The sequence below is a fragment of the Streptomyces sp. LBL genome, from assembly GCF_029893585.1.
Lineage (GTDB): Bacteria > Actinomycetota > Actinomycetes > Streptomycetales > Streptomycetaceae > Streptomyces.
This window is the reverse complement of record NZ_JARXYX010000028.1, coordinates 36382-49127: the sequence shown is the minus strand read 5'-3', so window position 1 is coordinate 49127 and position 12746 is coordinate 36382. Positions and strand designations below refer to the sequence as shown.

The 12746-nt window shown below is 71.6% G+C and carries 14 protein-coding genes; 7 read left to right on the top strand and 7 right to left on the bottom strand.

The window, feature by feature from the left end:
* The first annotated feature begins 38 nt into the window (after positions 1–38).
* Entirely contained in the window at positions 39–737 is a 699-nt protein-coding gene (locus M2271_RS29670) for an O-methyltransferase (RefSeq protein ID WP_280890530.1), read from the top strand.
* Between the two features lie 437 nt (positions 738–1174).
* Here the strand turns inward: M2271_RS29670 and M2271_RS29665 are convergent, their stop codons facing one another.
* Positions 1175–1342, bottom strand: coding sequence for a DUF3117 domain-containing protein (locus M2271_RS29665; RefSeq protein WP_003966491.1), 168 nt, complete (start codon positions 1340–1342; stop codon positions 1175–1177).
* Between the two features lie 378 nt (positions 1343–1720).
* On the opposite strand from M2271_RS29665, the gene M2271_RS29660 reads away from it, so the two are divergent.
* Positions 1721–2524 (top strand): enoyl-CoA hydratase-related protein, encoded by an 804-nt coding sequence (locus M2271_RS29660; protein ID WP_280890449.1) that lies wholly within the window; start codon positions 1721–1723, stop codon positions 2522–2524.
* Positions 2525–2696: 172 nt separating this feature from the next.
* On the opposite strand, the gene M2271_RS29655 is transcribed toward M2271_RS29660, so the two are convergent.
* Both M2271_RS29655 and M2271_RS29650 read right to left on the bottom strand, forming a co-directional pair.
* Positions 2697–3284 carry a DNA-3-methyladenine glycosylase I gene (locus M2271_RS29655; RefSeq protein WP_280890448.1) on the bottom strand — a complete coding sequence of 196 codons (588 nt, stop codon included), beginning with the start codon at positions 3282–3284 and terminating at the stop codon, positions 2697–2699.
* Complete coding sequence (locus M2271_RS29650) at positions 3281–3640, bottom strand: DivIVA domain-containing protein (RefSeq protein WP_280890447.1); 360 nt, start codon at positions 3638–3640, stop codon at positions 3281–3283. The genes M2271_RS29655 and M2271_RS29650 overlap by 4 nt, the downstream gene beginning before the upstream one ends.
* 124 nt (positions 3641–3764) lie before the next feature.
* Between M2271_RS29650 and folP the strand changes: the two genes are divergently transcribed.
* Positions 3765–4625, top strand: coding sequence for a dihydropteroate synthase (gene folP, locus M2271_RS29645; RefSeq protein ID WP_280890446.1), 861 nt, complete (start codon positions 3765–3767; stop codon positions 4623–4625).
* 207 nt (positions 4626–4832) lie between these two features.
* Here folP and M2271_RS29640 read toward each other — a convergent pair whose 3' ends face one another.
* On the bottom strand, positions 4833–5591 hold the full coding sequence (locus M2271_RS29640; RefSeq protein ID WP_280890445.1) for a TIGR00730 family Rossman fold protein: 759 nt from the start codon (positions 5589–5591) through the stop codon (positions 4833–4835).
* A gap of 183 nt (positions 5592–5774) precedes the next feature.
* Complete coding sequence (gene dapE, locus M2271_RS29635; RefSeq protein WP_280890444.1) at positions 5775–6854, bottom strand: succinyl-diaminopimelate desuccinylase; 1080 nt, start codon at positions 6852–6854, stop codon at positions 5775–5777.
* Between the two features lie 84 nt (positions 6855–6938).
* On the opposite strand from dapE, the gene M2271_RS29630 reads away from it, so the two are divergent.
* A complete protein-coding gene (locus M2271_RS29630; protein ID WP_280890443.1) occupies positions 6939–7946 on the top strand; it encodes a heavy metal transporter in 1008 nt (335 codons plus the stop codon).
* A 272-nt stretch (positions 7947–8218) separates the two neighbouring features.
* On the top strand, positions 8219–8668 hold the full coding sequence (locus tag M2271_RS29625; protein WP_280890442.1) for an ATP-binding protein: 450 nt from the start codon (positions 8219–8221) through the stop codon (positions 8666–8668).
* Between the two features lie 254 nt (positions 8669–8922).
* On the opposite strand, the gene M2271_RS29620 is transcribed toward M2271_RS29625, so the two are convergent.
* The gene (locus M2271_RS29620) at positions 8923–10017 is read right to left on the bottom strand and encodes a bifunctional succinyldiaminopimelate transaminase/glutamate-prephenate aminotransferase (RefSeq protein WP_280890441.1); all 1095 of its coding nucleotides are present in this window, start codon (positions 10015–10017) and stop codon (positions 8923–8925) included.
* A gap of 117 nt (positions 10018–10134) precedes the next feature.
* Positions 10135–10458: a ferredoxin gene (fdxA, locus tag M2271_RS29615; RefSeq protein ID WP_280890440.1), complete on the bottom strand. Its 324-nt coding sequence runs from the start codon at positions 10456–10458 to the stop codon at positions 10135–10137.
* 140 nt (positions 10459–10598) lie between these two features.
* On the opposite strand from fdxA, the gene M2271_RS29610 reads away from it, so the two are divergent.
* Positions 10599–11654 carry a GNAT family N-acetyltransferase gene (locus M2271_RS29610; RefSeq protein ID WP_280890439.1) on the top strand — a complete coding sequence of 352 codons (1056 nt, stop codon included), beginning with the start codon at positions 10599–10601 and terminating at the stop codon, positions 11652–11654.
* A 26-nt stretch (positions 11655–11680) separates the two neighbouring features.
* Positions 11681–12532, top strand: a complete 852-nt coding sequence (locus tag M2271_RS29605) for a transglutaminase-like domain-containing protein (RefSeq protein WP_280890438.1) — start codon at positions 11681–11683, stop codon at positions 12530–12532.
* Positions 12533–12746 lie beyond the last annotated feature (214 nt).

Sequence of the window (12746 nt, the reverse complement as noted above, 5' to 3'; positions counted from 1 at the left end):
CTCCGCCCTGTCTCCCACCCCTCTAAACGTCCGGTCCCATCTGCGGGTTCCCGACGCCAACGGATACAGTCACGCCCAGGCAACCATGGGGACAGGAGAGGGTCATTACCGGCAACCGGCAGACGAGCTGGGCGTTCGCCGACGCCTATGTCGCCGAGGACGAAACCCTGCACTGGGCCCGTGACCGGGCCCGCGAGGCGGGGCTGCGCTCGGTGTCGCCCGGCACGGGTGCGGCGTTGCGGTTGCTCGCCGCCACCGTGGACGCCAAGGCGGTCGCCGAGATCGGCACCGGTACCGGCGTGTCCGGGATCCATCTGTTGCACGGCATGCGCCCGGACGGTGTGCTGACCACGGTCGACCCCGAGCCGGAGCACCAGCAGTTCGCCCGCCAGGCCTTCCGCGCCTGCGGCTTCGCCAGCAACCGGGCCCGCTTCATCCCCGGCCGCGCGCTGGACGTGCTGCCCCGGCTCGCGGACGCCGGCTACGACCTCGTCTTCTGTGACGGCGACCGCCAGGAGTTCCTGGACTATCTCGACGAATCGTTGCGTCTCCTCCGTCCGGGGGGCCTCGTCGCCTTCGAGGGGGTCTTCGCGAACGGCCGCACCGTGGACTCGGGCCCGCAGCCCACGGAGGTCCTGCGGCTGCGGGAGCTGCTACGCGCGGTGCGCGAGAGTCAGGACCTGGTGCCGTCCCTGCTGCCGCTCGGCGACGGGCTGCTGTGCGCCGTCAAACGATGAGCGCGGCTTGGCAGGACCACGGCCCGGCATAAGCGCCGCCCTGCACGACCCCGACCGACCCGGGCATAAGCGCCGCCCTGCACGACCCCGACCCGCGGCAGGAGCGCGGCCCGGCACAAGCACCACTCGGTACAACCGCGGCCCGGCATGAACGCCGCCCAGCGCGACCACTGCCCGGTATGAGCCCCCAGCGCGACCACTGCCCGGCGTGAGCACCCCCGGCACGACCGCCCTTCGGTACGACCGCTCTTCGGCACGACCACCGCCCGGCAGTAGCACCCCCGGTATAAGCGCCGCCGGGCGGGAGCGAGGGGGCATGACGAGCGCGGCCAAACCGTGACCCTTTCGGCGTGTCCCGAGGCGATCAGCTCGTGAAAAAGCTGCCCCGGCACCGTATGCGATGCCGGGGCAGCCGAAAGGGTATGGTCGCTTCCGCGTCAGCCGACGACCTTCTTGAGGGCGTCACCGAGCGCGTCGGCCTCGTCAGGGGTCAGCTCGACGACGAGCCGACCGCCGCCTTCGAGCGGAACGCGCATGACAATGCCCCGCCCCTCCTTTGTCACCTCGAGCGGGCCATCGCCCGTCCGCGGCTTCATGGCCGCCATGCTCGTTCCCCTTCCTGAAACCAGCTCATCGCCAAAGCCGACAGCCCTGGAGGGCACGCGCATTCCTGGAGTGGGACACGCGCCACCGGCATCGAACACATTGCTTGCAAGCCATTATCCCGCATCTCAGGACCCGATGACCAACATCAGTCGGCATCGCTTGGGCAACGCGCGCGAGCAAAACCACTCAATTCGGCGATGTGACTGCGATACTGCGCCGCCGCACGAAGGTCCGCCGACCTGACGCCGTCCGGGATTCTTTGACACAGGTCACACGTCCGCACGGGTTCGCGGGCAATGATCTCCGCCATGCTGTCCTTCGGACACAAGGACGTACCGACGGGTACGCCCGTACCGCGACACCGGAGGGGACACGCCATGGCCGGCACCGTGCTGTACGAGGTGAGCGACGGACTCGCGACGATCACGCTCAACCGCCCCGAGGCGATGAACGCGCTGAACATCGCGACCAAGGTCGCCCTCCGGGACGCGGTGCGGTCCGCGGCGGACGACGACACCGTACGGGCGGTGCTGCTGACCGCCGCCGGTGACCGGGCGTTCTGCGTGGGCCAGGACCTCAAGGAGCACATCGGGCTGCTGGCGGCCGACCGGGAGGCGGGCACCGGGGTCACCATGAGCACGGTCCAGGAGCACTTCAACCCGATCGTGCGGGCACTGACGGAGATGCCCAAACCGGTGGTGGCCGGGGTGAACGGGGTCGCGGCCGGCGCCGGGTTCGGATTCGCGCTGGCCGCGGACTACCGGGTGGTGGCGGACACGGCCGCCTTCAACACGTCGTTCGCGGGCGTGGCGCTGACCGCCGACTCGGGCGTCTCGTGGACCCTGCCTCGGGTCGTCGGCCCCGGACGCGCCGCCGACCTGCTGCTCTTCCCGCGGAGCATCAAGGCGCAGGAGGCGTACGAGCTCGGTATCGCGAACCGTCTGGTGCCGACGGAATCACTGCGCGGCGAGGCCGAGAAGGCGGCCCGGATGCTGGCCGCCGGGCCGACGGTGGCGTACGGGGCGATCAAGGAGGCGCTGGCGTTCGGGCTGTCCCACTCGCTGGCGGAGACGTTGGAGAAGGAGGACGAGCTCCAGACGCGGGCGGGGTCGTCGGCGGACCACGCGATCGCGGTGCAGGCGTTTGTGAACAAGGAGCAGCCCAAGTATCTGGGGCGGTGAGTTCGGGGGCCCTGAGCGCCGCCGCAGGGCGCGGTGCGGGTGCGTGGTGCGGGTGCGTGGTGCGGGTGCGGGGTGCGGGTGCGGGGTGCGGGACGCGTGGAGCGGGGCACGGGTGCGTGGTTGGCCGTCGCGCCCACGCGGCGGAGCTGCCCAGGAACGCCGTTCCGCGCCCCTAAGGGGCGCTCCTGGCCACGCAGGTGTCCAGGTGGTCGTTCACCAGCCCGCACGCCTGCATCAACGCGTACGCCGTCGTCGGGCCTACGAAGCGGATGCCCCGTTTCTTCAGGGCCTTGGACAGCGCCGTCGATTCAGGGGTGACCGCCGGGACGTCCGAGAGGGTCTTCGGAACCGGACGGCCGGTCGGGTCGGGGGCGTGGGACCAGATGAGGTCGTCGAGCTCGCCCGGGGTCCAGTCGGCCAGCACACGGGCGTTGTCGAGGGTTGCGTCGATCTTGGCTCGGTTGCGGATGATGCCGGCGTCGGCGAGGAGGCGGTCCTTGTCGGTGTCCGTGAAGGTGGCGACCTTGGCGATCTGGAAGCCGGCGAAGGCCGCGCGGAAGCCCTCGCGGCGGCGCAGGATCGTGATCCAGGACAGGCCGGACTGGAAGGCCTCCAGGCTCAGGCGTTCGAAGAACGCGTCGTCGCCGTGGATCGGCCGGCCCCACTCCTCGTCGTGGTACGTCACGTAGTCCTCGGTGGACAGGGCCCAGGGGCAGCGCGGCGCGCCGTCCGGACCGGCGAGGGTGGCGCCGTCACTCACGGCTGGCCCTCCTGCCGGGCGGGCTTGTCCATGGACATGTGGGTCGCGGCGGCCCGGGCGCCGGCCAGGGCGGACTCCAGGTCGGCGATACGGGCCTCCCGCTCGGCGAGTTCGGCGCCGAGGCGGCCGAGCGCGTCGTCGACGTCCGCCATGCGGTAGCCGCGGGCGGCCAGGGGGAAGCGCAGGCTCTCGATGTCCGCCCGGTTGACCGGGCGGTCCGGGGGCAGGAAGTCCTGCAGCCGCTCGGGGCCGGCCTCCGGCAGCGGGCCGTCGCCCTCGCCGCCGCCGACGACGGCGAGCGTCACCGCGCCGACCACCACGGCCAGCGCGATGACCAGGAACAAGAACATAACCATCGCTGACGTCCCCACGGTCTGAGCTCGGTGTCGAACTGTGTCAGAGTCCGATCGTGCCATGTGAGTCTGACAGTCAGGGTCGCGGGCGGTCGGTTGCCGGACGAACTAGGAGAGGTCACAGGCGATGCTCAGGCTGGGCAGGCGGGAATTCGAGCCGCACGAGCCGGTGATCATGGCGATCGTGAACCGGACCCCGGACTCCTTCTACGACCAGGGGGCCACCTTCCGCGACGAACCCGCCCTCACGCGCGTGGAGCAGGCGGTGGCGGAGGGCGCGGCCATCGTCGACATCGGCGGGGTGAAGGCCGGGCCGGGCGAAGAGGTGACCGCCGAGGAGGAGGTGCGGCGGACCGTCGGGTTCGTGGCGGAGGTCCGGCGGCGCTTCCCGGACGTCGTCATCAGCGTGGACACCTGGCGGGCCGAGGTCGGTGCGGCGGTCTGCGAGGCCGGGGCGGATCTGCTGAACGACGCGTGGGGCGGCGTGGACCCCGGACTGGCGGAGGTCGCCGCGCGGTACGAGGTGGGACTGGTGTGTACCCACGCGGGCGGTGCGCAGCCACGGACGCGGCCGCACCGGGTGACGTACGACGACGTCATGGCCGACATCCTCGAGGTGACCCTGAGGCTCGCCGAGCGGGCGGTGTCCCTCGGTGTGCCGCGGGAGTCCGTGCTGATCGATCCCGGGCACGACTTCGGAAAGAACACGCGGCACAGTCTGGAGGCGACGCGGCGGCTGGGCGAGATGGTCGCCACCGGGTGGCCGGTGCTGGTGTCCCTGTCCAACAAGGACTTCGTGGGCGAGACGTTGGACCGGCCGGTGAAGGAGCGGGTGGTCGGGACGTTGGCCACGACGGCGGTGTCGGCGTGGCTGGGGGCGCAGGTGTACCGGGTGCACGAGGTGGCGGAGACACGGCAGGTGCTGGACATGGTGGCGTCGATCGCGGGCCACCGGGACCCTGCGGTGGCTCGGCGGGGCTTGGCGTAGGGCGTCGCCCCGCCGTACCAGGGGGCTCCGCCACCGCAGTAACAGGAGACTGCGCCCCGCCCTACCAGGAGACTCCGCCCCGCCTTACCTGAGGACTGCGCCCTGGCGACAGGGCGGGGACTCGGCCCCCCGACCCCCGCCCTGTGGCCGGGGCGGGATCTGCGGGGCCGGAGCCCCGGCTACAGCCCGCCCCGCTGGTCACTACGGCTAGCGCCCCGCCTCCTTCGACACCAGCGCCACCGCCTCGTCCACGTCGTCCGTGAGGTGGAACAGCATCAGGTCCTTCTCCGCCGCCTTGCCCTGGGCGACCAGCGTGTTCTTCAGCCAGTCGATCAAGCCACCCCAGTACTCCGTACCGAAGAGGACGATCGGGAAGCGGGTGACCTTCTGGGTCTGGACCAGGGTCAGGGCCTCGAAGAATTCGTCCAGGGTGCCCAGGCCGCCCGGCAGGACCACGAAGCCTTGCGCGTACTTGACGAACATCATTTTTCGCACAAAAAAGTACCGGAAGTTCAGCCCGATATCGACGTAGGGATTCAACCCCTGCTCGAACGGCAGCTCGATTCCCAGCCCGACGGAGATGCCCTTCGCGTCGGAGGCGCCCTTGTTGGCGGCTTCCATGGCGCCCGGCCCGCCGCCCGTGATCACCGCGAAGCCCGCTTCCACCAGGCCCCGCCCCAGCCGCACGCCCGCCTCGTACTCCGGCGAGTCCGCGAGTGTCCGCGCCGATCCGAACACGCTGATCGCGGGCGGGAGTTCGGCCAGCGTGCCGAAGCCCTCGATGAACTCCGACTGGATGCGCAGCACCCGCCACGGGTCGGTGTGGACCCAGTCGGAGGGGCCGCCCGCGTCCAGCAGCCGCTGGTCGGTCGTGCTCGCCTGGACCTGGCCGCGTCTGCGGAGCACCGGTCCCAGGCGCTGCTCCTCCGGCGGCTGCTTGCTGCCCTCGGGGTTGCCAGTAGCCATGTGCGCTCCCTCCACGATCGAAGCTCCCCGGCTCGGCGAAGCCGGGAACCGGGGAGGGTCTTTCCACCTCAGCGTAGATCTACGCGGGTTACGGACGGGGGACGCGGGCATGTCCGCCATGAAGAGCCAGCGGGCACACCCGGGCCGTCCGAACGCCGGTCAGGACGCCGGTCGGTACACCGGTCAGGACGACAGCCAGGACCTCAGCCGTTCCTCCGCCAACGGGATCAGCGACGCCCGCACCCGCTCGTCCACCTTGTGGGCGAGGAGCGGATCACCCGGGCTGTAGTTCACCGCGGGCACCCCCAGCGCGCTGAAGCGGGCCACGTCCGTCCAGCCGAACTTGGGACGGGCCTCGCCGCCGACGGCCGCCATGAAGGACTGCGCCGCGGGATGGGTGAGGCCGGGGCGGGCGCCGCCGGTGTGGTCGTCGACGACGAACTCGTCGACACCGCAGTCCGCGAAGTAGTCGCGCACGAAGGCCTCCGCCTCCGCCTCGCTGCGGTCGGGCGCGTAGCGGAAGTTGACGACGAGTGTGCAGCCGTCCGGGATGACGTTGGTGGCGACGCCGCCTTCCACGCGGACGGCGTTGAGGCCCTCGTGGAACCGAAGTCCGTCCACGACCGGCTTGCGGGGCTCGTACGCGGCGAGCTTGGCGAGGGCCGGGGCGGCAGCGTGGATCGCGTTGGAACCCATCCACGCGCGCGCGGAGTGCGCCCGCTCCCCCGTGAACTTCAGGAACATCCTGAGCGTGCCCTGGCAGCCGCCCTCCACCTGACCGTCCGTCGGCTCCAGCAGGACCGCGAAGTCGCCCTCCAGCCAATCCGGGTGTGCCTCGGCCACATGCTTCAGGCCGTTCAAATGGGCGGCGACCTCCTCGTTGTCGTAGAAGACGAAGGTCAGGTCGCGGTTGGGGGCCGGCACCGTGGCCGCGATGCGCAGCTGTACCGCCACCCCGGACTTCATGTCGCAGGTGCCGCAGCCCCACAGCACACCCTCCTCGTCGAGGCGCGAGGGGACGTTGTCCGCGATGGGGACGGTGTCGATGTGGCCGGCGAGGACGACGCGTTCCGGTCGGCCCAGGTGCGTGCGGGCGACGACGTTGTTGCCGTACCGGTCCACCGTCAGGTGCGGCAGGGCGCGCAGCGCGGTCTCGATCGCGTCCGCGAGGGGCTTCTCGGTGCCGCTCGCGGAGGGGAAGTCGACGAGTTGCGCGGTGAGCCGCGCGGCGTCCAGTGTGAGGTCAAGTGGGGTGTCGGCCATGCTGTCGACCCTAGCGCCCGGGGCGGTCGGCCAACTGTCCGCTCCTGGCACCGCGGACACAGAACCCTCCAGTATCTTGTGCGGATGCCAGAGCAGTCCCCTCGTCCCAAGCGTCGCGGCCGCCTCTTCCGTTTCGGGGCGGCCTTCGTGACCCTGTGCGCCGTCGCGGGTTACCTCCTGGTGCAGTACGTCACCGGAGGCGGGCGTACACCGGGATGCAAGGTCGTCGCGGACGGGAGCACCGGAGCGACGTACGAGTTCACCCCGGAGCAGGCGGTGAACGCGGCGAAGATCACGGCCGTCGGTACCGGCCGCGGGATGCCCCAGCGGGCGGTGACGATAGCGCTCGCGACGGCGCTCCAGGAGTCGGGTCTGCGCAACATCAGGCATGGCGACCGTGACTCGCTCGGTCTGTTCCAGCAGCGGCCCTCGCAGGGCTGGGGCACACCGGCGGAGATCATGGACCCGACGCACTCGGCGGGCGCCTTCTACACGCACCTGGCCAAGGTGCCGGACTACATGGACCTCCCGCTGACCGTCGCCGCGCAGCGTGTGCAGCGCAGCGGCTTTCCGACGGCGTACGCCAAGCACGAGCCGGACGCCACGATGCTCGCCGCCGCCCTCACCGGCCGGTCGGCGGCCGCGCTGACCTGTGCGGGGCGCCCGGCCGCCGACCAGGCCACCGGTCCGAACGCGGTGCGCTCCGCCCTCGTACGGGACTTCGGGCGGGACGTGCTGGAGTCGGCCGCCGCCGAGGTGGGCGCCGGGTCGACGCCCACGCCCACGCCGACGCCCTCCGCGAGCGCCACCGGCGGCGGACGGACCGTGACGCTGCCGGTGACCGGGGAGACGATCCCGGGCTCCGGCCGGGGCCGACGGGAGCGCGGCTGGCAGCTGGCGCACTGGGCGGTCGCCAACGCCTCCGCCCTGCACATCGAACGCGTCTCGTACGCCGGCCGGCAGTGGGTCGCCGGGAACACCGACAGCCGGTGGCGTCCGGCGGACACGGCGGGCTCCGCCGGCACGGACGAGCAGACGGGGAAGCCGACGGAGAAGGACGCGGGCGCGGTCCGGATCGTGACGGCGCAGTAGTACGAGGACTCACTCGGGAGCGTTACGGCCGCCGGGTTCGGGCGGAGTGTGCGCAGGCTTTCGCCCCGTCACTCCCCGTCGGTGAAAACCCTTGGGAGCGAAGGGCCGAAAGGACTCGGCGGGCTTTCAGACCGGGCGTTTTTGTCCGCTTTTATCCACAGCCGATAATGCGACACATTGCCAACTCTTTAGGTTGACCCGCCGCAACTTTCCCGGGCTTCGAGCGGTATTCACGGCGTCCGAGATCGTTTTCCTCCCGTCCAAGGAGCAACATGTCCCTCCCCCTGACCCGACGGATCGCCCGTGCCGCGCTGCTCGTCGCTGCGGGAGCGGCCGCTGGGGTCGGTGCGGCCGGCTCCGCCGGCGCGGCCCCCCAGCTGCCCGCCGCCCCGAACCTCGGTGGGCTGACCGCCCTGGACGGGGCGAGCGTCGGCAACACCGTCGACGGTGCGGCGCAGAACCTGGCCGGCACCGCGGGTGACACCGGCGGCAACACCGTCAAGAAGGCGGTGCCGGCCGTGGGCAAGACCGGCGGCAAGGCCGTGAAGCAGGCGGCGCCCGCGGTACAGAAGGCGGCGGGTGACGTGGCGGGCTCCGCCGGGGACGTCGTCGGCGACACGTCGAAGACCGCGACGAAGGGCGGGCTGCCGACGGACTCCCTGACCAAGGGCGGCCTGCCGACGGCCGACCAGCTGCCGGTGAAGAGCCTCCCGCTCGGCTGACCCACCCGGCCACCACGGACGGCCCGCGCGCTCACTCGGCCGCCACGCACGGCCTACGCAGTCGGCCGCCACGCACGGCCTATGCACGCGCCCGCCACGCACGGCCCGCGTGCTCGGTCGGCACCGCTCGGCTCACGCGCTCGGCCGGCATCCCTCGGCCGGCATCCCTCGGCCGCGGCCGGCTCGGCAGCCGATTGATGCAACGGCGGGGTCCAGGTTTCCACCTGGACCCCGCCGTTTCGCGTCTGCCTACGTCACGTCAGCCGCTCCACGGCCGCCCGCACCCGCTCGTCCGTCGCCGTCAGCGCCACGCGGACGAACCTCGCGCCCGCCTCGCCGTAGAAGTCGCCCGGCGCCACCAGGATGCCCAGCTCGGCCAGGTGCGCCACGGTCTCCCAGCAGGACTCGTCCCGCGTGGCCCACAGATAGAGGCTGGCCTCGCTGTGCTCGATACGGAAGCCGTGGGCGAGCAGCGCCTCGCGCAGGAGGGTGCGGCGGGCCGCGTACCGCTCCCGCTGCTCACGGACGTGGGCGTCGTCGCCGAGGGCCGCCACGACCGCGGCCTGGGTCGGCGCCGAGGTCATCATGCCGCCGTGCTTGCGGATCTCCAGCAGGGGCGCCAGGACGGCCGGGTCGCCCGCGAGGAACGCGGCCCGGTAACCGGCCAGGTTGGAGCGCTTGGACAGGGAGTGGACCGCGACGATGCCCTCGTACGAGCCGCCGTTCACGTCCGGGTGCAGCACCGAGACCGGGTCGGCCTCCCAGCCCAGCTCCAGGTAGCACTCGTCGGAGAAGAGCAGGACGCCGTGCTCACGCGCCCAGGCGACGATCCGGGTCAGCTCGTCCTTCGACAGGACCTTGCCGGTGGGGTTGGACGGCGAGTTGAGCCAGAGCAGCTTCAGGCCGGCCGGGTCCAACCGCGTCGGGTCGTCGTAGACCTCGTAGTCCGCGCGGGCGAGGCGGGCGCCGACCTCGTAGGTCGGGTAGGCCAGGCGCGGGTGGGCCACCCGGTCGCCGGGGCCGAGGCCCAGCTGGGTGGGGAGCCAGGCGACGAGTTCCTTGGAACCGACGATCGGCAGGACGTGCCGGTGGGTGACCTCGCGGGCGCCCAGGCGGCGCTCCAGCCAGCCGGTGATCGCGTCACGCAGCGCGGGGGTGCCCCAGACCGTCGGATAACCGGGCGAGTCCGCCGCGTCGACGAGCGCCTTCTGGATCAGCTCGGGGACCGGGTCGACCGGAGTGCCGACGGACAGGTCGACGATGCCGTCCGGGTGTGCGGAGGCCGTCGTCTTGTACGGCACCAGCTTGTCCCAGGGGAAGGCGGGCAGGCGATCGGAGACTGCGGACACGGTGTACAGGCTCACTTTCTTCGGTACGGCAAACGCCTCGGTCCCGTACGGCGATCAGACAAACGATCTGGCCGTACGGGACCGAGGCGGCACTGGTTTTGCGGGCCGCCCGCGGGACTACTCGGTGGCCTGCGGCGGAAGCGCGGAAATGAAGGGGTGGTCGCGCTCGATCAGGCCCAGCTTGCTGGCTCCACCGGGCGAGCCGAGCTCGTCGAAGAACTCGACGTTCGCCTTGTAGTAGTCCTTCCACTCCTCGGGAGTGTCGTCCTCGTAGAAGATCGCCTCGACCGGGCAGACCGGCTCACAGGCCCCACAGTCGACGCATTCGTCCGGGTGGATGTACAAGGACCGCTTACCCTCGTAGATGCAGTCGACCGGACACTCCTCGATGCACGCCTTGTCCTTAAGGTCTACACAAGGCTGCGCGATGACGTAGGTCACGCTGTCGTTCCTCCTCGATAGGGCGCTGGCGAGCCGTCTTCAGGCTCCGCCACCTGGCGCGCGGGAGCGCGGCGTCGTCGATGCCCGCCCCTAGTATCTCCGTTCTTGGGCAAGATCCGAACAGGAGGGGTGAACTGACTGTGGAAATCTCTGCGACAGGACGTCTCGTGGTCCGCATCTCCGCGGCTGACGTGGGCAAACGGGTGTCCGTCCGGCGCCTGGGCGAACCGGGGATGATGGACGAAAAGTTCACCGACACCGTGGGTGTTCTCACATCTTGGGACGAAGGCGTGCTGATGATCACGCGCCGGGACGGCCAGAGTGTCCGCATTCCGGAATCCTCCCTGGTCGCGGGCAAGGTCGTACCGGCCGCACCGGCCCGTCGACGGGGCCCTGCGGCCTCCTACGAGGAACTGGCGCGCGTCGCCGCCCGCGCCTGGCGTCCGGTGGAGAGCGAGCCGCTCGGGGAATGGGAGCTGCGGGCAGCCGACGGGTTCACCCGCCGGGCCAACTCGGTGCTGCCCCTGGGCGCCCCCGGCCTCCCCCTCGACGAGGCCCTGACCGTCGTACGACAGTGGTACGGCGACCGTGGGCTGCCCGCCCGCGTACAGACGGCGACGGGCGCGGAGGGCACGCAGGAACTGCTGGGCGCGGAGCTGGAGCGGCGGGGCTGGATACGGGAGGTGACAGCCGAGCTGTGGATCGGCGCGCCGGCGCCGGTCGCCGACCGGGGCGAGCCAGGTGGCGTGGTGCTGTCCCGGGCTGCCGACGAGGCGTGGCTCGCGCGCTACCAGCGCAAGGGGGTGAGCGAGGTGGCCCTGAAGGTGCTGGGGAGCGGTCCGTCGGTGTGGTTCGCGACGGTGCCCGGCACGGCGGAGGGTGCTGCCCCCGCGGCCATCGGGCGGTGTGTCGTCGACGGGCGGTGGGCCGGCTTCGCCGCCGTCGAGGTGGATCCCGGGCAGCGGCGGCGAGGGCTGGCCACCGCCGTGATGGCCGCGCTGGCCCGGCGGGCGCTCGACGAGGGTGCCTCGGCCGCGTGGCTCCAGGTCGAGACGGACAACGCGGCGGCTCGGAAGCTGTACGCCGGGATGGGGTTCTCCACGCATCACGCGTACCACCACTACCGCGCACCCGGGACGGCAGGAACCGCCCGAACGGCAGGAACCGCCGGAACCGCCGGAACCGAACGGTACTGATCGCCGTGAAAGGGCACCAGCCTTCTATGCGTCCCCCCTGCCCCCCGCCGCCCGAACGCTCCGCGGAACTGCGCCGACGGTTCGCCGAAGAGGCCCGTTCCGAACGGCCCGACCTGTCCGCCCTGTGTCTGCTGGTGGGCGCGGAGGCGGACGGGACCCTGGACGAGGCCGGTATGGACGCCGCGCAGATCGAGCTGGACGAGCTGGCCGGACAGCTGCCGTTCCGGCCGGGCGGGCCGCGATCCTGGGCGGTGGCGCTGGGTGAGCTGCTCGGGGAGCGGCGCGGGTATCGCGGCGCTGCCGCGGACTATCAGCGGCTGGAGTCGTCGTTGCTGCACGAGGTGCTGCGGCGGCGGCGCGGGCTGCCGATCCTGCTGTCGGTGGTATGGCTGGAGGTGGCGCGCAGGGCGGGGGCGCCGGTGTACGGGGTGGCGCTGCCGGGGCACTTCGTCGTCGGCTTCGGACCGCCTGACGAGCAGGTTCTCGTCGATCCCTTCGACGGGGGGCGGGTGTTGACGGGACCCGACGCGGAGGTGCTGGTCGCAGGGGCCACGGGGGCGGCGTTGGATCCGTCGATGCTCGGTCCCGCGGAGCCTTTGGAGGTCGTCTCGCGGATCCTGAACAACGTCCGGGCGTGGGCCGCGGCTCGGCCGGAGCGGTCGGACGTGTCGCTGTGGGCCGTGGAGCTGGCGTTGCTGTTGCCGTCTCATCCGGCTCGGTTGCGCTACGAGCGGGCGCAGTTGCTGGTTCAGCGGGGGGACTTCGTGGCGGGGGCCGAGGAGTTGGAGGCGTACGCCGACGTGGTGGTGCCCGTGGACGAAGCGGCTGCGGCACGGGTACGGCAGCAGGCGCACGCGGCTCGGGCGATGCTGAACTGAGTCTCCACAGTCCTGCGCCCCCAAGGACGGCTGCGACCGGGCGGCTACGACGAGGGGCTACGGACCAGGGGCCTACGACCGGGCCGGCTTGCAGGCCGACTACGACCAGGCCGGCTTGCAGGCCGACTACGGCCAGGTCGGCTGCGGCCAGACCGGCTACAGGTCGGCTGCGGCCAAACCGGCTACAGGTCGGCTGCGGCCAGACCGGCTACGA